We start from the raw sequence: 22,893 nt of genomic DNA on the forward strand, positions 1-22,893 counted from the left end.
CAAATATTACATTCTTATATTCTTTTGCAGGATCATTACTGGAATGAGAGTACCCAGCAGTAAGAGCGCTGATAGTGAGAAAATCATTGAAATACTCAGTATTTCAAGAAGCAGCCCTACTCCAACAGAGGATAACCCAAACAGCAATGTGGTTAACGCTCCTTGTGCAGCATAGATTTTCCCAAGCTCTTCAGGTGGTGCACTTTCCTGCAAATACGTCTGAAGAACGACATTTTTAATTTGATCAAACAAACCGAACACAAAGGATAAAACGAGTGCAAGGAGAGCAACCTTATTCCAGGCAAAGACGAGTGTCACACTTGATGTAAAGACCATGCAAAGCGGGAGCCATCTATGCCTGAACTTTGAAAACAAGCCGTGAAGCTTAAAAATCAAATACGAAGCAAGAACCAAGCCTACAAAGAAGCTGGAGTTGATGAACCCCCACCATTCTTCCCCTCGCTGCAATTGCAGATCAACATACAAATACAAAACAGCCGCAATCCAAACGGTGCCAGAAATCGACTCTAACCCATAGATCCAAAACACGGGAACTAATCCCTTTCTCTTTCTAACCTCTGACCACCCTTCTCCAAGCTGTTGCCACCAAACTTTTCTCACTTCTAAGCTGGTGCTTGGGATAACAGGCAGCTTCATCATAAACAACGTACTTGCAAGAAACAAAACAATGATCACGATAAAAAGATTCGTTTCATTTATAAGCGATAATAGGATTCCACCTAATGCCCAGCTTGAGAATTGTATCGTCTGATCCACGGTAGAAAGGAATCCGTTCGCCCCCATCAACTCTTCCCGTTTCACAAGAAAAGGCACATAAGAGTTCCTGGCAGGCAATGCCCAGCCATCTAAAAATGAAATGATACTCGCACACCCTAAAAAGAACCACACATTTTCAATATTGAGTACCATTAACAAGAGAAAAAAACATAGGAAGAATGTTTTCCCCATTTGAGAGTAAGCAATCAAACTCTTCATTTGCGTGCGATTCAACAGAAGAGGTGCCGCCATACTACTGATGAAACGCGAAAACGTAATCACCAAAGGAACGGCCGTCATATAAACAGCAGAACCCGTTATATTGTATACAAGGGAGATTAACCCAACAATGTACAAAATATCTCCCATATTGGCTAACGCTTGACCGAACCAAAGATTTCTAAATGCAGTGGAATGCATATCTTTTCCTCCCTCTATTCAGTTTTTATTTAGGTGAGAAAAGATGGCATCACATGGGAATAAAGATCCCCTTTCAAATTATGTATAGGTTTATTTTAGCAAATCGTTTCAATTTTTGCAGTGAATACTTTATTTTATTAACAATACGGTGTTTTGGTGTTAGATTGTGACGCATTCTAACATACACCACGTGGTATATTAGGTGTTTTGCTAGGGTTATTGTGCCAAATCTGGTTTGTTGTGCCATATTTACGCTTTGTTGTGCCACTTTGGCCATTTGTTGTGCCACTTTTGGAGAAACTTGTGCCAAATTGTGAACACAGCATCATTGCAATGACAAAATACCCTCCTTTAGATATCCGTTCACAAGCCGAACAAAAAAAGCCTTCTCTTAAGAAGACTTTATCTGTTGCACCTATTCCTGCACCGTAATGTTCAGTATTTTTTCATTATCAAGATCGTGTACGACGACTACAAGTACCTTTTTCTCTGCATTGTTCTCTTGAACGGTAAATTCAAATGAATCAGCCACTTTGTTTTCAGTCATTTTCTTTCTACCTTGATATTGATAATCCTTCACAGGCTGACCAGGATAATCTTCTTTAATAACGGCTGTGGCAATCCGGCCAAATTTTTGATAATCCGTTGGTTGAGCATTTGCATGACTTGAAAATAACAGAAAAAATACGGTTGATGCAATCACTATGACTTTCTTCATTATCATCACCTCTGTTTACGTTTCATTAATAGGATGAATTAAATTCACTGATTTATTCACCCAATAGTAGGAAAGCCAGCATTTGCAACATAACCAACTTTTACAGAGAAATAAATGCGGTTTTCTCCATACAATATGATTACCCCTTCAAAAGGAGGGAAACCAAGTGAACAAAGTCGATTACGATCGGGCCTTGTATTACACTCACCGATCAGAATGGGATAACCTGTTGATCCTCATGGTGAGAACGAAGGATGACCTTCTTTCGAAAAGAATTGAACACTTCTTACATGCGTACCATTTTTCAAATGATTACACGATTGTAGAGCGTAACCTATATACGCTTTTACGATATATTGAACATGCAAACTTCACCTATAGTGTAGAGCAACCACTTGAGGAAACCTTTGCAGAGATGTAGCTACAAGAGAATTCCACCTACGGCTGATCCAATTAGTATGCGCTATTGGATCAGCTTTTATTATTTTGAATTGTTTAAATTGAACCTAAAAAAAAACCGGCACAATGCCGATTTTCGCGACTAAGAAGATATTTCACTTTTCACCAGTTCAGCCGCTTTCACATACACCTTCAGTTCCCTCAACAAGTCATCGACTAATTTAGCTGGTTCTTCTAAGAGTCCGTCCCCTTCATAATCAAAACAGTGTGGATCAAGGATGAGCTGCTTTGGAATGACGTTTGCGTACACTCCACGGCCGACGATGCGAAGGTTGTTCAAGCAGTTGATCCCCCCCTTTCCTCCACCGGCACATGCAAGTAGTGCCACTGGTTTGTGGGCAAATTGCTCGCTGCTCAGAAAATCGAGTGCATTTTTCAATGTCCCGCTCATACCGCTGTGATATTCAGGGGAAGCTAAAATGACGGCGTCTGCTTCCGTCACTTTTTGTTTAAGTGCTCGAACGGATTCAAGCTCTGATTGATCCTGCTCCCCATTGTACAAGGGGAGTGATCCCTCACTTAAGTCGATAAGGTCACAGTCATATGTCCGGGCAATGAATCGTGATGCAATTCCAGTACGCCCGCGTTTTCTTGGACTTCCATTAATAATTACAATACTCATATTAGAAAAATCCTTTCCTGTTTAGTTTGATGTCAATTGATGTTTAACGGCATACAATGCCGCTTGGGTTCGATCCGTTACTTCCAGCTTGGAAAAAATGTTTGAAATATGAGTCTTGACGGTTTTTTCCGTTATAAAAAGGCTGGAAGCAATCTCTTTGTTACTCTTCCCTTTCGTAAGCTCAATCAAAACATCCTTCTCCCGTTTGGTAAGCTCATGGATTTTGTGGGGTGGTTCTTTTCTGGAAATACGGGTGAGTAAATGGTTGGTTGCCTTAGGATGGAGAGAGTTTTCCCCGGATAAAAGCTTCCGGATACTATTCACTAATTCATCGGGTTCAATATCTTTTAATTGGTACCCGGCTGCTCCTGCTTCAATGGCCGGAATCACGTGATTCTGATCGGAAAAGCTGGTGAGCATGAGTATTTGAATAGCGGGATGATTCTTTTTAATTTCCTTTGTTGCTTGAATTCCGTCCATGACCGGCATCATTAAATCCATCAAGATGATATCGGGTTCCAATGTTTCAGCTAATTGAACGGCTTCTGCACCATTCTTCGCTTCTCCCACGATGTCCAGGTCCTTTTGTGTTTTCAGAAAGAAGACGAGGCCTCTACGTACGACATGGTGGTCATCTACTATTAACACTCTGATCATGCATGGCACCTCCTATCCTAATAGGGTATTTGAACTGATATACTCGTTCCTTTTCCGAGTTGACTGTTTATCGTTAGTTCTCCACCAATGCTTTTCACACGTTCCTTCATACTCTGTATCCCCACAGAAGGCAGAGCATGTTTGGTGTCATATTGAAACCCGTAGCCTCTATCTTCAATCATTAAATGAATGAAATGGGATTCACTTTTTAATGTATAAAAAATGTACTTCTCACCAGAATGCTTTTTACAATTACTAAGGGCTTCCTGGCTTACCCGCCACAGGACTTCTTCTATCCTGGAACTAAGGGAAATGACGCCCTCTACTTTCGTTTCAAGGGTCAAGCCCAGCATTTCTGCGTATCCTTTCACGGCTTCGACTATTCCATTTTCCAAACCATGGGGTCTTAATTGCCAGATGAGGGCCCTCATTTCCGATAGAGCTTCCTGGGCAAGATTCTGAATGGTCTTGAAGGTGCCATTCACTTCCTCTTCCCCGGTCATCTCCGCCCCGCCTCTTGCAGTTAGCGTAAGTGAGAACAACAGTTGATTCACAGAGTCATGAAGATCCCTTGCCAATCGGTTCCTTTCACCAATAAGAGCAACTTCCTGCTCTTTCTTTGTCAGTGTAATTCTCTTGATGGCGGAACCGATTTGGAAGGCAACCGATTCGAGAAGAGCAAGTTCAGCGGTTGAAAAGTGGGTTTTATTCGGAGCTGCAACATTTAATAACCCAAAGGATTCATTTCCGGACTGCAGAGGGACCGTTGCATGGTACGTGATTTCATCTGTATCCCCTCTGTTTTCTTCAATGGCCTGCTCAATGCGCTGACATTCGATGATATTGGAGGCTTTCGTAAGCTTTCCATTTCGAAAGCGATTGACACACCAGCAGCCGCCCCTTTTCATCAGCTCACATTTCCGGTCAGATAGTGACTCCGGGAGATTCTCATGGGAGACAAGCTCGTGACTGCCTTCCTTTTCAATAAAGAAAATCCATCCCGTTGTGAAGCTTGTGCCTCTGATCAGCTTCTTCAATGCACCTGAAAGCATAGAAGAAAGCTCTGTTTCATTGTTCAGCAATTCGGCTATCTCTTTCAAAAGCTCGATATTTGAAAGGGATTCTTGATTCATCTTCATCGTCCTCCCCGATCCTTCACTACTATTATATAGATTTCACACAAAACCGGTATTCTCAAAAAGAATGAAACACTCTACGACCTTTGACTGAAAACGTATGTTCTTTTTCAATCCAAAAAAACAAGAGATGTACCAGCACATCTCTTGTTTTTTTATTACGCAATCCAATGCAATACTGCTGTTTGTTTTACGCCTCACCTACAGATGAACTGATCATCGTTTCTACTTTCGCCATGATGGCTTTTTGCAGAGCATGTAATTTATTATCGCTATCGCTTTGTGTCTTACCAATTACACTGAAATAGAATTTGATCTTCGGCTCTGTTCCTGATGGACGCAGGCAAATCCATGATCCGTCTTCAAGATGATATTTCAGAACATTGGATGACGGTAATTGAATGGTTGATTCTTCACCGGATTGCAGGTCAACCTTTTTACTTACTTTATAGTCTTCCGATGATACGACCTTCAAGCCAGCTACTTCTTTCAGTGGCTCGTTTCTGAAATCCTTCAGAATTCCCTGAATTTGTTCAGCGCCTTCTTTTCCTTTTAGAGTTAAGCTCTTAAGCCCCTCTTGATAGAAGCCATGCTGCTCGAATAAATCATTCAGCACATTATAGAGAGTTTTCCCCTGCTTCTTATAGTATGCAGCCGCTTCTGCTGCCATCAGTACGGCTTGTATCGCATCTTTATCGCGGGCAAAGTCGCCGATTAAGTACCCATAGCTTTCTTCGTATCCGAATAAGAATGAGTATTCGCCTGTTTCTTCATATTTTTTTATTTTTTCACCTATGAATTTAAAGCCTGTTAGTACATCTTCCACTGAAGCCCCGTAATGTTCAGCCACTTTACGGCCAAGTTCAGATGTAACGATCGTTTTAAATACACGCCCATTCTCAGGAATCATATTTTTTTCCTGTTTACGTGCCAGAATATAATCAAGTAGAATCGCACCTGTTTGGTTTCCAGTGAGAAGAATATACTCGCCTGATTCTCCTTTTACAGCTACGCCTAAGCGATCTGCATCGGGATCTGTCGCAATCAGGATATCTGCGTCGATTTCCTTCCCGTCACGGATGGCATATTCAAAGGCCGCTTTATCTTCCGGGTTCGGGGATTTCACAGTCGTAAACTCAGGATCCGGAATCGCCTGCTCCTTTACGATGTGAACAGACTCATACCCTAAAGCTTTCAGACCCTTTTCAGCCATCTTTAAAGCTGTTCCATGTAATGGAGAAAACACGATTTTCAAATCGACTTCCTTGGCGATTTGCGGTTTTTCAGAAATCGAAATCAGATGCTCCAGGTAAGATTGATCGATCTCTTCGCCAATCAATTTAATCAGGCCGGATGATTTCAATTCTTCTTCAGGTTTAACTTCAATTTCCAGCTCATTTTCCACTTCATTCACTTTATCGATAACGGCATCGGCTATGTGTGGAGGCAGCTGAGCTCCATCCTCACCGTATACTTTGTATCCATTATATTCAGGTGGATTATGGCTTGCCGTTACCACGATTCCAGAGAACGCCTTTAATTGTCTAAGGGCAAATGAAAGCTCCGGAGTCGGCTTGAGTTCGTCGAACACATATGTTTGAATACCATGTGTAGCCAATGTCTTAGCTGATTCCATGGCAAATTCAGGTGATTTATAACGGGAATCGTAAGCGATTACAACTCCGCGCTTTTTAGCCTCTTCGCCTTGTTCTTCTATGTATCGTGCTAATCCTTCAGAGGCCTTTCTAACTGTATAAATGTTCATCCGGTTGGTTCCGGGACCAATTTCTCCTCTCATTCCACCAGTACCAAATTCAAGGTTTTTGTAGAATGCGTCTTCTAAGGTTTTTTCGTCGTCTTTCATTGCTCCTAAAAGCTCGTTGATCTCTTCATCTAGATGCAAGTAGTCGCTCCATTTTTCCCATGATGTTTTCCAACTCAAAACGATCCCCTCCTAATGCTGTATAATAATAAATTCTATCACAAATTGTAGAAATCCTGCTAAAACAATCCGTCACATGTCGACAAGATTCGTTCAGTCCTTATTTTAGCATAATTTTTCTTAAAAGAATTTGTCTTTTTTTCTTAAATAAAGCCCCACTGAATAAATCAGCGGGGCTTTATATTTCAGCATTACTTCTTATAATTCACTCCATATACATCATGTCGTCGATCTTTCAGCTGACGGACCGTTCCCGATTGACGCTGGCGTCGCAGGACTTCGAGATCGACGTCTCCGATCATGACCATTTCAATGTTCGGATTGGTTTCGCCGACGATTCCGTCACGTGCAAATTCAAAGTCGGACGGAGCAAAGATACCTGATTGAGCATATTGAATGTCCATATTTTCCGTTTGTGGAAGATTTCCGACCGTACCGGAAATGACTGTATAGATTTGGTTCTCAACAGCACGGGCTTGTGCACAGTATCTGACACGAAGATACCCTTGGCGATCTTCTGTACAGAATGGGGTAAAAATGATTTTCGCCCCTTTGTCTGTTGCGATACGGGCAAGCTCAGGGAATTCAATATCATAGCAGATTTGGATCGCAATCTTACCGCAATCCGTATCAAAGACCCTTACAGAATCTCCAGGGCTGATTCCCCACCACTTGCGTTCATTTGGTGTGATATGAATCTTGTACTGCTTCTCAATCGTTCCATCACGGCGGAAGAGATACGCGATATTATAAATTTCATCGTCTTCTTCCTTAACGAAGTGAGACCCTCCAATAATATTGACGTTGTAACGAACGGCTAAATCCGTGAATAATTCAATGTATTCCTCTGTAAAATCCGTTAACTTTCTTACAGCGAGGCTCGGTGATTGAATATTCAGGAATGACATGAGCTGTGTAGTGAAGATTTCAGGGAACACGACGAAATCTGATTTCGCATCTGATGCTACATCTGTGAAATATTCAACCTGATTCGCGAATTCCTCGAAGGAATTGATTTTACGCATCATGTATTGAACAACACAGATTCTGACAGGATAACTTGTTTTGAAATGCCGCTTGCTTGACGGACGGTAATCGACGTTATTCCACTCCATTAAAGTGGCATATTTATGTGATCGTTTGTCGTCAGGTAAATAGTTCGGGTTGATCCGCATCAGGGTGAAGCCGTTTAATAATTGGAAGGATAGTACAGGGTCATAGATCTTATGACGCCCGACTGAATCCACGTACTCCCTTGGAGACATCTCCTCTGAGTGTTTATGGTAGTTAGGGATGCGTCCCCCAATGATGATACTCTTTAAATTCCATTGTCGTGCAAGATCCTTCCTTGCTTCATATAAACGGTGTCCTACCTTCATGCGTCGATATTCAGGGTGCACCATGACTTCGATTCCGTACAGGTTATAGCCATCAGGATTGTGATTCGTTATGTAACCATTATCCGTTACATCATCCCACGTATGGCGGTCGTCATACTCGTCAAAGTTAATGATCAGGCTCGAGCATGATGCAATAATTTCCCCTTCTAATTCGGCGACAAGCTGACCTTCCGGAAAAACGTCCAAATGACTTTCCAGATGCTCTACCTTCCAGGGATCCATCCCTGGGAAACAAACAGACTGCATGTTGATAATATCTCGAATGTCCTTATGTTCCATTGGACGAATGATCATTTTCTTTTCAAACTGTGATAAGTCTAGTTTTTCTGCCATCTATGATCTACTCCTTCATAAAATACCTGAATTATATACCCTTATAGTGCACTGTTGAAACGAAGTTCATGACAGTCCATCCCTTTTATTTTAGCAAAGGGGGGTGTATGAATTGAAGAAATTTGATTTGTCTGTAAATGTTCTGCAGTGGTGGTTGATTTGTTCAAGTTCTTTAACAACAAACAAATCCCCTTAAAAATAGAAGCACCCGATGATATGGGTGCTTCCTTTCATTTTATCCTCTAAAATAATATGCCGTTGCTTCCCATGGGTTTAAAGTAAACTCATCTTTCTCCTGCTTTTCTTCGTTTGTTATGAGGACTTCAGCCTGATTGATATCAAAAGAAGCGACGTTATCGATGACTTGCTTTTCTCCTGATACATTGCAAAGAACCAAGATTTTCTCACATCCATACGTTCTTGTATAAGCATACACGGAAGGATGATCTGCATAATGAAGTTCGAATGATCCGTATGGGATAATTTCATACTCCTTGCGAAGAGCGATCAATTTTTGATAGTAGTAAAAAATGGACTCGGAATCATTCAGTGCCTTTTCTGCATTAATTTCTTTGTAGTTCGGGTTAAGGGCAATCCACGGTTCTCCTTCAGTGAACCCTCCCTGGTCACCGCTGTTCCACTGCATAGGGGTTCTGGCGTTGTCCCTTCCCTTTACGTAAATGGACTTCATGATATCTTCCGGATTCATGCCTTCCGCTACTTTTTCACGATACATGTTCAGGGTTTCAATATCTTTGTACTCTTCAATGGAAGAAAATCGGACATTCGTCATTCCGATTTCTTCCCCTTGATAAATGTAAGGCGTCCCCTGCATCAGATGAAGAAGTGTTGCCAGCATTTTCGCAGATTTTATGCGGTACTCTCCATCGTCACCAAGTCGTGACACAATCCTTGGCTGATCGTGGTTGTTCCAGTACAAACTGTTCCAGCCCTTTCCGTGAAGTTCCGTCTGCCACTTTGTTAAAATGGTTTTCAATTTTACAAGGTCGAAAGGAATGACATCCCATTTCCCTCCTGGGCCCGAGTCCACATCCATATGCTCAAACTGAAATACCATATTCACTTCATTGCGATCCTTACCTGTGTAAAGGACGGCTTCATCCGGCGACACACCCGGCATTTCACCAACCGTCATCGCATCATAATGTGAAAGGACCTCTTGATTCATTTCCTGTAGGAACTCATGAATACGTGGACCGTTCATAAAGTAATCATGACCTGAAGCATACGTTTTGCCTTCAGGATTCGGCGCATCAGGCAATGTTGGCTCTTTGGAAATGAAGTTGATGACATCCATACGGAAACCATCGATCCCTTTGTCCAGCCAGAATTTCATCATGTCATAGATTTCCTGGCGCAGCTTCGGATTCTCCCAGTTTAGATCCGGTTGTTTTTTCGAGAAGAGATGCAGGAAATATTCCTCTGTCGTTTCATCATATTCCCAAGCAGAACCGCTAAATACAGACTCCCAGTTATTCGGCTCTATTCCGTCTTTTCCTTCACGCCAAATATAATAATCGCGATATGGATTGTCCTTCGATTTCCTCGATTCCACAAACCAGCCGTGCTCATCGGAAGAGTGATTCACCACTAAGTCCATCACAAGCTTTATACCACGATTATGCATTTCCGCAAGCATTTCTTCCCAATCAGCCATCGTTCCGAACTCATCCATAATCTTTTTATAATCGCTTATATCGTACCCATTGTCATCATTAGGAGATTCATACACAGGAGATAACCAGACCACATCGATCCCCAATTCTTTCAAATAATCCAATTTTGAAATGATTCCTCTAATATCCCCGACACCATCCCCGTTCGAATCCATGAAGCTGCGAGGATAAATTTGATAGACGACCGATTCTTTCCACCATTGTTTTGTCATGTGTGTTTTCCTCCTATAAAATCAATTTAAAAATAGAGCGCTTTCTGCAAACGCTTGCACAAATCGTTAAAAAAATATCATATTTGCTCATAAAGATTTCTTATTTTACTTTTATAATAATAACATACTATAATTTGATAGAATATACGAAGAAAGGAATTCTATATGAACAAAAAAGCAGATTCTCTGTTATTCCTGGCATGGGCTTCCTCTCTTGTGGCATCTCTGGGGAGTTTATATTTCTCTGAAATCATGAAATATGAGCCATGTGAATTATGCTGGTATCAGCGTATTTTAATGTATCCAATGGTCATTCTATTAGGTGTGGCTTATGTTCGCAAAGATTTTCAAGCGGCACTATATTCTACGAGTTTATCTGGAATCGGTATCCTCGTTTCCTTGTATCACTACTCTATTCAAAAAGTATCATTCCTATCAGAGAGTGCACCTGCCTGCGGACGTGTCCCATGTACAGGCGAATACATTAACCTGTTCGGCTTTATCACCATCCCGTTCTTGGCATTGACCGGTTTCATCATCATCTTCATCGCAAGTGTAATGGTATTAAAAGCATTAAAGGAGGACAAATAGATTGAAGAAAATCATCATATTTCTTGTAGCGATTGTCGCATTATTTGCTAGCATCGCGCTCATCACAAGCATGCAAAACAGTCAAAAGGCAGAGGGAAATAAGTTCAAAAAAGCGAATCTTAACCCGGCCACTGTAGAACTGCTGGACGACCCTAACTATCAAAATGTAATCTTACCAGAGGAATTAGAAGAAAAATTAAAGAATAACGAAGACGTGACTGTGTATTTCTATAGTTCAACATGTGTTCACTGTAAGAGAACCACTCCTACCCTGGCACCTCTCGCAGAAGACATGGGAGTCGATATGGTTCAGTACAATTTACTTGAATTCGAACAAGGATGGGATCAATACCGAATCGAAGCTACACCGACACTGGTACATTTCAAAAATGGTAAAGAAGTAGCGAGAATCGTAGGAGAACAGCCTGAAGAAGAATTCGAGAAGTTTTTTGAAGAGAACGTTACGAAAGAATAAGTAAGCAAAAAAAAGAGGGGCTGACTTTTCTACGAGTCAGCCCCTTTCAAGTGAGGAGGAATTTCAAGATGAAGACACAGTGTATCTTCAAATTAACTTATTACAAGCTATTTTCCCCTCACTTGAATCTTCTAAACATTTTTATGCGAATTTTCTAAAGTATCAAACTTTTCCCGGCGTGATTTTTCTATACAAGCAACTGGTTATCCGCTCTCGAATAAATACTTAAATTATGCTTACAATCCGATTCTTCACTGAATTGATCATACGACAGTGGGAAAAACATACCAAAGCCTTGAAGAATTTCAGCATTGTGGTAAAACATTTCTTCATACACATCTTCTTTTGATCCGCTCTCCACAATGGAAATCAATGTTTGTAAGCTTGAAATCACCTGAAATGCTTCCTTAAGGGTTCCAAAGTATTCAAAGTTTCTCGTCGTCGTATGTAATACTTGCATATCATCAAATTGTTCAATTTCATCATCTGTGAAATAATCAGGGAAAATAGTACAATACATGTACTGTATAAGCTCTTGAATTTTGTCTTCCTGTTCATGTGTTGATGCTAGTAAAACTTTCACCGTCATAACCCACCTTTGTAATGGTTGTAATCTCTCTGTAATAGATATATTAAGGATAACATAGAAGTAGAACCAACAGCGTGGTAATTATACCCATGAAATGGGTTGAACAGGAGTTAAATTAGGTTTAAATACCCACATAAGTATAAGATTATTGTCATTTGAAGGAGTTTTTTGATGAAAACACAGAAAAAAGGAGAACTATTTGAACTACTCATTCCAGATAAATGGAAAAATATAACGATTGAAACAATTCTTGGAAATCACTGGCAAGCACCTAAGAAACTAATTCATTCCATGAGGATGAAGGGTGATATTAAAGTGAACGGGGCATCGATTTCCTGGACCCAGCCCCTATCCCCGGGAGATGTGCTACAGCTTCATTTATTTAAAGGAGTTGAATACGATGTCCCTCCGACATACGGAGAAATCGATGTGTTATTTGAAGATGACCACCTGATTGTCGTCAACAAACCTGCCGGGATCGATACTCACCCAAACCATCCTGATGAGACGGATTCCCTTGCAAATCTGGTGGCCTTTCACTATCAAGCCCGGGGAGAAAGCTGCCGCGTCATGCACATTCATCGTTTGGACCATGACACGTCGGGTGCAATTATTTTTGCCAAACATCCGTTAAGTAAAGCGATTCTTGACCGCCTCCTCACTGAGAGGCAGATCAAGCGTACATACCACGCTCTCGTTCATGGTCGATTGAAGCAGAAAAATGGCACCATCTCTGAACCGATAGGGAGGGACCGCCACCACAATACAAGAAGAAGAGTTTCACCTTCAGGTAAGGATGCAGTCACCCACTACAAGGTGCTGGAATATAAAAATACTTATACATTAGTGGAGGTCCAGCTTGATACGGGACGTACCCATCAGATTCGCGTCCATATGAGTCACATCGGTCATCCTCTGGTTGGCGACACATTATATGGAGGAAAACCGATTTTCAAAAGGCAGGCCCTGCATGCAGCACGAATTTCATTTCTCCATCCGCTGACGGACGAGTGGATCGAATGTGAGGCTGAGTGTGTGGATGATGTTGGGCTGTGAGAACACAATAAAAAAACGAGACACTCTCAATCGCGAGTGTCTCGTTTTTTTCATATGTTGATTACTTCAATCCGTTTTTAACCGCTTCAGCGATTTGGATCGTACGGCGAGTTTGGTGTTTCACTGCAGGCTCTACGGATTCAACCATATTGCCCTCTTGATCGACTGTTACACTCGTTCCGTACGGGTTTCCTCCTGTAGTAAAGCTTGATTGATCTGTGTATCCAGGAGCTGCGATGATTGCACCCCAGTGCATCATCGTTGTGTATAGAGCTAGAACCGTCTGCTCCTGTCCACCGTGTGAGTTGCTTGCAGATGACGTGGCGCTGACTACTTTGTTTGCCAGCTTCCCATTGAACCAAAGACCTCCAGTGGTATCCAGAAAAGCTTTGACTTGAGAAGGAACGTTACCGAATCGTGTTGGGACATTGAAAAGGTATGCGTCTGCCCATTCAAGATCGTCAAGTGTCGCAACAGGTACACTATCTTTTGTTTCATTATAATGCTTCTCCCAAGCAGGGTTTGAAGCAATTGCTGCTTCAGGTGCTGTTTCTTCAAAACGGAGTACCTTCACTTCAGCTCCAGCTTCTTTCGCAGCCTCTTCTGCCCATTTCGCCATTTGATAATTGGTTCCTGTTGAACTGTAATACATGATTGCTAATTTTACGTTAGACATAGTCGAAATCTCTCCTTTAAATATGGTTGATTTATAATAAATAAGTGAAACACAGAATCAGACTGCAGGTAAATCAATCAACGTGCACCTGCAATATTCATTTGCTACCTAATTGGAAGTAGTGATGTTGGATTGCATGCCGAGTTTCTGTGTTGAATTTCCACATCATATATGTGAACATTTGAATTCCTATTGAAAAATGAACTTATTTAAAATAAAAGTGCGTCTATAGAGAATGATCCTGCCCCTACCAATGCTACTCCAAGAGCAACAACAATGAGCATCACATTATATTCTGTACCATTTTGTGTTACCCAATAACCATTTGGTCCGTGAACTTTTACGATCGCTACAATCATCGTTCCAATGATAAGCAAAGCGGCCAGTGGTGTCAGGAAACCTGCTGCGAATAGTATTCCCCCTGCAACTTCAGAAAGTCCTGCAAGTAATGCCATCGTTTTTCCAGGCTTGATTCCAATGGACTCAAAGAAACCACCTGTTCCTTGTAGCCCGTGTCCTCCAAACCAACCAAATAATTTCTGTGCTCCGTGAGCAGCGAATGTTAACCCCACTACTAAACGAATAACCAATAAACCGAACGCAGCTAATGCTGTCATCTTACTTCCTCCTCTTTGTTTTCCCTTCGAGATTTATCTTCAAACATTTCAAATTCAATTATTCTCAAATCATTTATCTTGAATTTGAGATATACGTGTAAAAAAAGAGTACTTGTTATCTCGAATATGATTATTTTGATTTCGAGATAATTGTATACTACTCCTCACAACTCTGTCAATACTATTTTACAAATTTTATTAAAATGGGAACCGGAGGAAGGAGGGTAAAAAAAAGAGGTCCGTCCCTCATCTGGAGGGACGGACCTCTTACATATATATCAATCAGAAATCGAAGTTGTCTGGATCGGGTCCAAAACGTTCGTCGAGATTCAGTTGATTGATTTGGTTCATTTCTTCCAGTGATAGTTCGAAGTTGAATAGATCTGCGTTTTCTTTGATGCGGCTTTCATGAACAGATTTAGGAATGATGATAACATCATTCTGAAGATGCCAGCGCAGAATCACTTGGGCAGCCGATTTTTCATGCTTTTCAGCAATGTGATTCAGTGTTGGTTCATCCAGTACACGCCCTTGAGCGATTGGTGACCATGCTTCCACTGCAATATTTTGTGATGCACAGAATTCTCTTATTTTTTCCTGATTCAGACGAGGGTGTAATTCGATTTGATTTAATACAGGCTTTTCATTGCTGTTCTGCATTAAATCTTCAAGGTGATGCTGATGGAAGTTACTTACACCGATGGATTTCACTAAGCCTTCGCTAGACAACCTTTCAAGAGCCTTCCATGTATCGTTGTACTTTCCTTCTACCGGCCAGTGAATTAAATAAAGATCCAGATAGTCCATATCAAGCTTTCTCAAACTGGTTTCAAATGCTTTTAATGTTGTATCGTAGCCCTGATCACTATTCCATACTTTCGAGGTAATGAAGAGTTCTTCTCTCGCTACTCCACCGTCTTTCACACCTTGACCTACACTTTCTTCGTTGTCGTAGATCGCCGCTGTATCGATGGAACGGTACCCTGACTCAATCGCTGTTCGAACAGCTTGTACCGTTTCAGACGGATCTTTCATTTGGTAAACTCCTAAACCGACATAAGGAATTTCGATTCCGTTATGTAATGTCTTCGTACTCTTTAAGTTTTTTAACATATTGCATCCCTCCTGATTTATTATTTTACAAATCCACTCAGCTTTTTGCTAATATTATGATTGTGAAATTCGTTTTTTACTAAATTAAGGTCCGTCCCTCACCGTGAGGGACGGACCTATTTTGATCATCGGCCGATAAATTGCTCCCTTCTCTTCCCGATAAAGGCGAGCTTATGAAGGGGGCGTGTCATGGCCACGTATTGGAGCTTGATGTCGAGTTCGTTTTCCGGATTGAAAGCTTCATCCACCGCTGCAATGATGACCACATCGAATTCAAGCCCTTTTGACAGATAAGATGGAACGACGACGATTTGATCTTTCGGGATAGATTCCTGTTCTTCCAACAACTTCACTTTCCCTGGCTGCCGCTCTTGAAGGACTTCACTGATTTTCACACAATCTTTCATGCTTTTTCCGATCACAGCGAATGTATGGAATCCTTCTTCTCGTCCAGCATTCACCTTCTCCTCGATTATGGCAGCCAATTCTTCCAATCCCACATACTCATCGAAGCCGGGAGCATCCCCATGTCTCACCACTGGATTCACTTTAGGAAAATCATAGGGTAAGAGATTCAGCAATTTATTTGCTTCCTCCATGATTTCAATTGTGGTTCGATAGCTTTTTTGGAGCTCGGTATACGTAGCCCTCGGAAACACATCTCTATACACCGGTTCCCATGACTGAAGTCCACGATAGGAATGAATCCCCTGGGCAAGATCCCCTACCAGTGTAAACATGTCGGTTTCAAGTGCCCTCTTCAACGAATAAAGCTGCATGTAACTATAATCCTGTGCTTCATCAATCACGATATTTTTTGCTTTATAAAATTTATCGATTCCAAACAAGTGAGTTTGCAAGTAAAGAAGGATGGCTAAGTCTTCTACCTCATACTGTTTTTTCTTCGCGTATTTCAACGTATAATGACTAAGCTGTTCTGCCTGCTGCATACTTAGCTCACCTTTCGAGTAAGAAGCCAGCCGTTTCGGATCTGAGAACAATTCTATGAAGTATTGATCCAGGTTTTTCTTTTCAAACTGCTTCATGTAGGCCGTAACGCTTGTTCGGATCGCCTTCTTAATTTCTTCAACCCGCTCACTTTTCTTGTCCAATGCTTTGGACACATAGTCCTTCCGGTTTGCTGCCTGTGTCCGTTGAAAAAGCGCTGTTTCGATCCGTTCATCGAAAAACTTCTCTACCTTCTCCACCATCTGCTTCTTGTTCGTCCGAACATAACTCTGTAAGAGAGACTTGAGCTTTTCCATCCGGTGATAGATTGGCATATACGTATATTCATCTTTAAAAAGATGAGTGAACTTTTTGGCGGTGTAGAGCTTGTATTTATCCACATAGAAGTCTTTAGACGTATAAAAGCGTTGTTCAATTTCTTCTATATAATAATCAAGTATTCTCCTGAATGCTTTGGAGCCTTTGAACCCAGATATCCACGAGGCAGTCGCTACGTCTTCATCATGGGTTTCTATCAACTGGGTGAGCTTGTTATCTTCTACTAAATTCAGCTTTTTCTCTAAGCAGGTCATGACATAATCTGTGAACGTCGTTTGTCTAACACGTTCTACTCCAAGTTCCGGCAATGCCTCTGAAATATAGTCGATAAACAAATTACTTGGTGCAAGGATCATCAGTTGTTTCGGGTCAAAATGCTGTTTGTAGTTGTAAATAAAGTATGAAATCCGATGAAGGGCGATGGTTGTCTTTCCACTTCCTGCGGCCCCTTGTACAATGATGGGCTTGTTTAAATCGGCCCGGATGATCCTATTTTGTTCTTCTTGAATGGTGGAAATGATCTCAGTTAAACGATTGCTGGAGCTTTTGGCTAATGAATCCTGAAGCAGTTCATCTGTGGTCGTTAAGTCAATATCCCTGATTTCTTCTAACAAACCATCCTCGATCATGTACTGACGCTTTAATGAAAGATCTCCTTCATATGTCTCGTCTTCCGCAACATACGAAACGTCACCAATCCTTCCTTCGTAGTATAGATTTGCTATGGGAGAACGCCAGTCCACAATGATTTGCTCTTGATTTTCACGCTGATACAAGGAGGTCTTGCCAATATAGTGCTTCTCCACCTTGTCCGATCCCTCGTGTTGAAAATCAATCCTGGCAAAATACGGTTTCGTTTTCGCTTTCGTTAGGGACTCCTGTTCTTCTTTGGACATCTCAAAAAAGCTTGAGTTCGTCAGGATATCGATGTACGCAGCACTCGATTCGCCCCAATCAATATCTCCAAAAGCTTTTTCCATGTTTTCCTTATACTTTTCCTTACTCGTCTGGGATGTGCTGATGACTACATCAATGTAGCGCTTCGTAAACTCCAGGCGTTCTGATTCAGTTGAAAAATCGGGATGAATAGTTGATTCCTTCGTCATACATTTCTCCTTCCAAATGTTTTAGCCGCAATGGAGAAAAAAACGTCTCATCACTAGTACTGAGGTAACGACTCTCATTGGATGAAACGTTTAAAAAAGACTTATCGAAATCTGGATAAATTATGTAGGCGTTTGGGAGCAGGAATATATATTATCAGATAATTAGGGAAAGTTCAATAGAAAAGCGGAAGGGCTTTGCTCAGAGGCGACAAGCATATGGCTTCAACAAAAAAATAACCCTCCACCTATAAAGATGAAGGGTCTTTTATAAGATCCACAGGAAACACAATCTGAAAACTCGTCCCCTTGCCTACTCGACTTTCAACTGTAATGACGCCTCTCATCGCTTCAATGATGCGATAAGAAACCATTAGCCCCAGTCCGGTTCCTTTTTCCTTCGTAGAAAAATAAGGTTCACCCAGTCTGGATTGTTGTTCAGAGGTCATACCGACTCCATTGTCAGTAATGGTTATGCTGACGTTCCCCTTTTGAACCTTCGAAAGTATCGTGAGAGTACCTCCTTTTGGCATGGATTCAATCGCATTTTTAATGATGTTGAGAAATGCTTGCTGAAAGCTCCGTGTATTGCCGACGATGGTGGCGTCGATGATGTGATTATGTACAACCACCGATTGCTGGTTGCTCAATGGTTCCACCATATCAATGAGCTTATTGAGTTGTTCAGAAATTGAGATGTTCTCCACATGATCAGGGTCCGGCTTGGCGAATGTAAGATAGTCGTTGATGATATCTTCTGCCCGTTTCAGTTCTGATGATGCGATTTCTAAGTACTGCTCTTTTTTTCCAACTGGAAGATTTTCTTGATTGAGCAGTCTCAGAAACCCTTTAATAACGGTTAAAGGATTCTTTACTTCGTGTGAGATGCTGGCTGCCAGCTGAGACAGTACTTCCATTTTTTCTATTTTCACGAGTGCTTGTTTGATTTGGATCTGTTTTAGTAATGTTTCACAAATGTAAGTCAGGATAAGCATTCCCAATGAAGGGAGTAAGATGAAATTAATGAGATAGCTTTCATCAATCACAAACACGGTCATCGCATTTGCAATAAGAGCTGCTACTATGGAATGAGTGGTAAAGAGAATCACTGAGAATATGATCTTCTTACGGCTCGTTAACCGGTCGAAATCGAACCACTTCATCCCGATAACTGTCAAGAGGTAGATCACCACATAAATAACAAATGCTACTATACTCCAACCATATATCATTGTCCTGGAAACCATTAAGACAACTAAAAGTGCAAACCCCGTATAGGGCCCTCCATACATAATTCCGAGTACAAAAGGAATCATCCGTAAATCATGTACACAGTATGGATTTTGATAAATAGGGGAAAGCATGCACAGGATAATGGCCGTACTCAAAGAAACAAGGGTTGCTAACCTTGTATACCAGCCCTGTATCATTTTTCTTTCAAGAAGGAAAAAAATTAAAAAAATACTCAAAATGATATAAAAGAAATTATTAATAACATCCTGATTAAAGATAATCATACTTACCCTTTGACCTTTCAAAGATATTGTCTACTTTATAGAAATTCTACCACACTACTACAAAAATCGTTACAATTATATATGTAATTCTACATTTACATAAGACAACTCTCCCGTAATTGTACAGGAGAGTCATCAACTTACACAGTTTTCAATTGTTCACCAAGATAGTTTGCTAACTCAAGCATCCCGTATTGTCCGTACTTCGCCTCGGCATCCTTGTTGTAATTTGTATTGGTGTTCACATCATATGTGTAGATGGTGCCTTCATTGTCTTGAATGAATTCAATCCCGGCTACATCAATCCGGTTCTCTTTTAAAAATGCTTCGTAAGACGAGATGATACCACAGGAAAAGTTTTCCCTTATTTGGAATTTAGGCTTCTCCTCTTGCTCCCCCACTGGACAGAATAGATCATCGACCTGACAGACATCAGCCGGACATAGTTCAAATCCTTTTGACGTATCCACCTTCACAGCATAAATGAATTTGCCGCCAATGAACTCACACCGTGTAATCGAAGCGTCTGGTGCTTCAATGTATTCCTGGATAAGCGTCGTTCCGTCTAACGGTTCTTCAAACGTATCACTGCATACATAGTTTTTCAAAGCATCAACTGAATGAAACAACTGAACTCCCAATCCTTTTCCTGCACGATTATGCTTGGTGATAAAGGAAGGTTTATTAAGCTTTTCAGCCGCTTCAATTATTTGCTCATTTCCAACAGCTGCAATGGTTTTCGGTGTCTTGATGCCTGCAGCGTTCAAGGCCATATACTGATTCACCTTACTCACTTCCAACCGAAGGGCACGGCTTCCGTTCAGTACCTTTCTATCGTACCTCTCTAACCAAGAAAGAACGCTTTCCGTTAACTCAGGCGCAAAACGATGGTCTCGTGTATGGGAAGATGCACTGATTCGATTATAGAAAACACCTTCTGGCGGCTCTGATGATAAATCGACGAGTCCTTGGTCCAGGAACCATTCCTCATAAGGCAATTGAAGCTCGTTGAGACGAGTCGTTAAATGATTGGTCCATTCACTGTTTTCATGAATAATATGAATTTTCTTCACGATCATTACCCCATTTGTTTGTAGGAATTTTAAAATAGTCTCACAACACAAAGTAATCCTACTATAAAAGTAGGATTTAGGTCAACGATCATCACCTTGTTTTTCTCTCGGTTCTCATTTGAATTTTCATACCACTTTTGGTGAGCTGATCGCTCGGTCTCTGAATGTCATGTCTAATGGAAGGTCTTTGATCATCCTTCAATATATCCCTGATTTCCTGTAAGACTTCAAGGTTGGTCGTTTGCTTCACCTTGTATGGCTGCTCCCCGCCTTTCAAGCGGTTGACCACCTTTATCATCAGAAAAATGCTCATGGCCACGAGAAGAAAGTCTACAAGGGCTTGTAGGAACTTTCCCAATTCAATCACCTCTGCTCCAATTCGAAGGTGCAGGCCTTCTAAGTTAATGCCACCAAATAAAATTCCGATTGCCGGCATCATCATGTCCTGAACGAGAGACTCCACAATCTTGCCAAACGCTGAACCAATGATGACAGCAATCGCTAAGTCAACTACATTCCCCCTTGAAATGAATTGCTTGAATTCAGACCACATGATACATTCACCTACCGCTTCACTTACTCTTAACATATGGCAGAAACAAATGAGATATGAAGACAAGGTCAAAAAAGCCTAAAGAAGATATTTCCCTACAATAGCAAGCAACACAATAAAAGCAACAACGACCATTAAGATGATCAACATTTTTTCATCTTTATTCCCTAGCATTCTTTTCTCCTCCTCTTATCCCTTGAGGAACTTATACGGTCCCTCTATCAAATAATTTCGTTTCCAGTATCACCGGTTGAGGATCCGCCTTTTCGAGAAATAGCTTAAACGATTCTTCTCCTACTTTTCGTATCGGGACTTCAAATGACGTAATGTCCAGTGCATCGGCAATGGGATGATTATCAAAGCTTAGTATAGCCAAATCATCGGGTATCCTGATTCCTCTTTTAGCTGCCTCTGTCACCATTCCGGCTGAAACCTGATCACTTGTTACGATAAGGGCTGAGGGCTTTTCTCTCAGGTGTTCCCATGCTTTCACCACATCTCTCCCATCTTGCAGATGATAGCAGTCATTGAAGATCCACTCATCACGCACAGGATGGCCGGCAGCTTCTGAGCTATCGTAGAACCCCCGGATCCTTTCCTCACTATTCGTCCCGAACGTCCGATGCAAACACAGTCCGATCCGTGAATGACTTTTTGAATAGAGGTATTCGAGTCCATTCCTTATTCCCTGGTAGTGATCGATGAACACCTTTTTATACGAGGGATCATACACATTTTCACAAAAAACCACATTGGGACCGACGAATGGGGCAAGAACATCCAGTGAATTGGAGCGCGACGTCAGGATCAATCCATCCACTTCCTTCATTTGCAGTCGATGAAATGCATCAAGTTCTGCTCCCCTGTCATAATTCGTTTGGAAAAGCTGAATATGGTATCCATGTTTTAACGCTTCCCCTGCTATGCCTTGAAGAATCTCTCCGAAGTAAGGAAGATTCAAGTAGGGCAAAACAACTCCTATGCTATAGGTCTTGCCTTTTGATAAATGGACAGCATTCGCGTTTTTTATATAATTTAATTGCTCGACGGCCTCTAGAACCTTCTTACGTTTTTCTTCTTTCACATATGGATGTTCATTTAATACCCTTGAAACCGTTGAAACTGAGACTCCCGCCAATTTGGCGATACTGCGAATATTTGTCATACCCATACCCCTCATGAAATATTCTGAATGGTCCACCTATCCCTTTTACACAAATAATCAAATAAAACGCTTGCTCTGAAACGCGTTTCACACTTTAGAGTTAATCATGCAAGGGGTCTTAAGTGGCATACCGAACCCCTAAAACCGATAAGGAGGCTATACTATGCTCGGTATTTTATTCTTACCCGTTCTTTGTATCATCATCATCGGAGGAAGCTACGCCGCATTAAAGCCCATCCATTTCTACACTCCTCACGATCAAGAAGATCCATTTGAGCATATATTCAATAATAAACTCAACTAACCGCCTGCCTGCAATGACGCAGGCTTTTTATTTTACCCATTTCACTGCCCAATTCTGGACGGCATCCATCACCTGCTCTAGTTCTCTACCTTTTTTCGTCAGGCTATAGAGTACCTTGACCGGCTTTTCGTCGAGAACTTCCCGAAACACTATGCCATGTTCCTCCAATTCCTTCAATCTGTCCGTCAACACCTTTTGACTGATATTTGGTATTTCTTCATTTAAATCTTTAAAACGGCATGTGCCTTCAAATAATACCTTTATAATCATCCCGATCCAGCGCTTACCTAATAATTCAAAAGCAGCTGCATATTTCGGACAAAGTTTTGTTTCCATCGCTCTCAACACATCCTAAATATTTATCCCTTGACGCATACTAAAACGTCGGGTATATTGTTCAT

23 protein-coding genes are annotated in these 22,893 nt (G+C 41.3%); 5 read left to right on the plus strand and 18 right to left on the minus strand.

Translation table 11 applies throughout. The annotated features are described in order from the left end of the window. Positions 1-6 precede the first annotated feature (6 nt). On the minus strand, positions 7-1,197 hold the full coding sequence (locus ACFQWC_RS10445) for an MFS transporter (protein ID WP_377107129.1): 1,191 nt from the start codon (positions 1,195-1,197) through the stop codon (positions 7-9). A gap of 415 nt (positions 1,198-1,612) precedes the next feature. Further along, positions 1,613-1,915 (minus strand): DUF3889 domain-containing protein, encoded by a 303-nt coding sequence (locus ACFQWC_RS10450; protein WP_148968280.1) that lies wholly within the window; start codon positions 1,913-1,915, stop codon positions 1,613-1,615. Positions 1,916-2,081: 166 nt separating this feature from the next. Between ACFQWC_RS10450 and ACFQWC_RS10455 the strand changes: the two genes are divergently transcribed. After that, positions 2,082-2,336 (plus strand): YhdB family protein, encoded by a 255-nt coding sequence (locus ACFQWC_RS10455; protein ID WP_299739838.1) that lies wholly within the window; start codon positions 2,082-2,084, stop codon positions 2,334-2,336. Positions 2,337-2,456: 120 nt separating this feature from the next. On the opposite strand, the gene ACFQWC_RS10460 is transcribed toward ACFQWC_RS10455, so the two are convergent. The 6 genes from ACFQWC_RS10460 to ACFQWC_RS10485 all read right to left on the minus strand — a co-directional run bounded on the left by ACFQWC_RS10460 (position 2,457) and on the right by ACFQWC_RS10485 (position 10,373). Then, entirely contained in the window at positions 2,457-2,996 is a 540-nt protein-coding gene (locus ACFQWC_RS10460) for an NADPH-dependent FMN reductase (RefSeq protein WP_377107131.1), read from the minus strand. Positions 2,997-3,017: 21 nt separating this feature from the next. After that, positions 3,018-3,653 carry a response regulator gene (locus ACFQWC_RS10465; protein WP_299739834.1) on the minus strand — a complete coding sequence of 212 codons (636 nt, stop codon included), beginning with the start codon at positions 3,651-3,653 and terminating at the stop codon, positions 3,018-3,020. A gap of 17 nt (positions 3,654-3,670) precedes the next feature. After that, positions 3,671-4,786, minus strand: a complete 1,116-nt coding sequence (locus ACFQWC_RS10470; protein WP_377107134.1) for a GAF domain-containing sensor histidine kinase — start codon at positions 4,784-4,786, stop codon at positions 3,671-3,673. 193 nt (positions 4,787-4,979) lie between these two features. Further along, positions 4,980-6,731: a phospho-sugar mutase gene (locus ACFQWC_RS10475; protein ID WP_341357726.1), complete on the minus strand. Its 1,752-nt coding sequence runs from the start codon at positions 6,729-6,731 to the stop codon at positions 4,980-4,982. Positions 6,732-6,922: 191 nt separating this feature from the next. Beyond that, on the minus strand, positions 6,923-8,464 hold the full coding sequence (locus ACFQWC_RS10480; protein ID WP_299739829.1) for a bifunctional GNAT family N-acetyltransferase/carbon-nitrogen hydrolase family protein: 1,542 nt from the start codon (positions 8,462-8,464) through the stop codon (positions 6,923-6,925). A gap of 235 nt (positions 8,465-8,699) precedes the next feature. Continuing rightward, complete coding sequence (locus ACFQWC_RS10485) at positions 8,700-10,373, minus strand: glycoside hydrolase family 13 protein (RefSeq protein WP_299739827.1); 1,674 nt, start codon at positions 10,371-10,373, stop codon at positions 8,700-8,702. 165 nt (positions 10,374-10,538) lie between these two features. Here ACFQWC_RS10485 and ACFQWC_RS10490 point away from each other — a divergent pair, with 165 nt between their 5' ends. Further along, the gene (locus tag ACFQWC_RS10490) at positions 10,539-10,964 is read left to right on the plus strand and encodes a disulfide oxidoreductase (protein WP_299739825.1); all 426 of its coding nucleotides are present in this window, start codon (positions 10,539-10,541) and stop codon (positions 10,962-10,964) included. 1 nt (position 10,965) lies between these two features. Then, on the plus strand, positions 10,966-11,439 hold the full coding sequence (locus tag ACFQWC_RS10495; RefSeq protein ID WP_299739823.1) for a thioredoxin family protein: 474 nt from the start codon (positions 10,966-10,968) through the stop codon (positions 11,437-11,439). Positions 11,440-11,626: 187 nt separating this feature from the next. Here the strand turns inward: ACFQWC_RS10495 and ACFQWC_RS10500 are convergent, their stop codons facing one another. After that, positions 11,627-12,022: a YhcU family protein gene (locus ACFQWC_RS10500; protein WP_377107137.1), complete on the minus strand. Its 396-nt coding sequence runs from the start codon at positions 12,020-12,022 to the stop codon at positions 11,627-11,629. Positions 12,023-12,199: 177 nt separating this feature from the next. Between ACFQWC_RS10500 and ACFQWC_RS10505 the strand changes: the two genes are divergently transcribed. After that, positions 12,200-13,084: an RluA family pseudouridine synthase gene (locus ACFQWC_RS10505; RefSeq protein ID WP_377107139.1), complete on the plus strand. Its 885-nt coding sequence runs from the start codon at positions 12,200-12,202 to the stop codon at positions 13,082-13,084. A 61-nt stretch (positions 13,085-13,145) separates the two neighbouring features. Here ACFQWC_RS10505 and wrbA read toward each other — a convergent pair whose 3' ends face one another. The 8 genes from wrbA to ACFQWC_RS10545 all read right to left on the minus strand — a co-directional run bounded on the left by wrbA (position 13,146) and on the right by ACFQWC_RS10545 (position 22,188). After that, positions 13,146-13,760 carry an NAD(P)H:quinone oxidoreductase gene (gene wrbA, locus ACFQWC_RS10510; RefSeq protein WP_299739818.1) on the minus strand — a complete coding sequence of 205 codons (615 nt, stop codon included), beginning with the start codon at positions 13,758-13,760 and terminating at the stop codon, positions 13,146-13,148. Between the two features lie 209 nt (positions 13,761-13,969). Then, positions 13,970-14,377 carry a DoxX family protein gene (locus ACFQWC_RS10515; RefSeq protein ID WP_299739816.1) on the minus strand — a complete coding sequence of 136 codons (408 nt, stop codon included), beginning with the start codon at positions 14,375-14,377 and terminating at the stop codon, positions 13,970-13,972. A gap of 282 nt (positions 14,378-14,659) precedes the next feature. After that, positions 14,660-15,490 (minus strand): aldo/keto reductase, encoded by an 831-nt coding sequence (locus tag ACFQWC_RS10520; protein ID WP_299739814.1) that lies wholly within the window; start codon positions 15,488-15,490, stop codon positions 14,660-14,662. Between the two features lie 125 nt (positions 15,491-15,615). Beyond that, positions 15,616-17,883 carry an RNA polymerase recycling motor HelD gene (gene helD / locus ACFQWC_RS10525; protein WP_377107142.1) on the minus strand — a complete coding sequence of 756 codons (2,268 nt, stop codon included), beginning with the start codon at positions 17,881-17,883 and terminating at the stop codon, positions 15,616-15,618. A gap of 245 nt (positions 17,884-18,128) precedes the next feature. Beyond that, positions 18,129-19,397 carry an ATP-binding protein gene (locus ACFQWC_RS10530; protein WP_377107278.1) on the minus strand — a complete coding sequence of 423 codons (1,269 nt, stop codon included), beginning with the start codon at positions 19,395-19,397 and terminating at the stop codon, positions 18,129-18,131. Positions 19,398-19,537: 140 nt separating this feature from the next. Further along, positions 19,538-20,470, minus strand: coding sequence for an ATP-grasp domain-containing protein (locus ACFQWC_RS10535; RefSeq protein WP_341357723.1), 933 nt, complete (start codon positions 20,468-20,470; stop codon positions 19,538-19,540). A 91-nt stretch (positions 20,471-20,561) separates the two neighbouring features. Next, positions 20,562-21,023, minus strand: coding sequence for a large conductance mechanosensitive channel protein MscL (gene mscL / locus ACFQWC_RS10540; RefSeq protein ID WP_299739806.1), 462 nt, complete (start codon positions 21,021-21,023; stop codon positions 20,562-20,564). Between the two features lie 205 nt (positions 21,024-21,228). Beyond that, on the minus strand, positions 21,229-22,188 hold the full coding sequence (locus ACFQWC_RS10545; RefSeq protein WP_299739804.1) for a LacI family DNA-binding transcriptional regulator: 960 nt from the start codon (positions 22,186-22,188) through the stop codon (positions 21,229-21,231). Between the two features lie 163 nt (positions 22,189-22,351). Between ACFQWC_RS10545 and ACFQWC_RS10550 the strand changes: the two genes are divergently transcribed. Further along, the gene (locus tag ACFQWC_RS10550) at positions 22,352-22,492 is read left to right on the plus strand and encodes a hypothetical protein (RefSeq protein ID WP_299739802.1); all 141 of its coding nucleotides are present in this window, start codon (positions 22,352-22,354) and stop codon (positions 22,490-22,492) included. A gap of 27 nt (positions 22,493-22,519) precedes the next feature. Here the strand turns inward: ACFQWC_RS10550 and ACFQWC_RS10555 are convergent, their stop codons facing one another. Beyond that, positions 22,520-22,828 (minus strand): winged helix-turn-helix transcriptional regulator, encoded by a 309-nt coding sequence (locus ACFQWC_RS10555; protein WP_299739800.1) that lies wholly within the window; start codon positions 22,826-22,828, stop codon positions 22,520-22,522. Between the last annotated feature and the right edge of the window lie 65 nt (positions 22,829-22,893).

The organism is Rossellomorea sp. GCM10028870 (assembly GCF_042666755.1).
Classification (GTDB): domain Bacteria; phylum Bacillota; class Bacilli; order Bacillales; family Bacillaceae_B; genus Rossellomorea.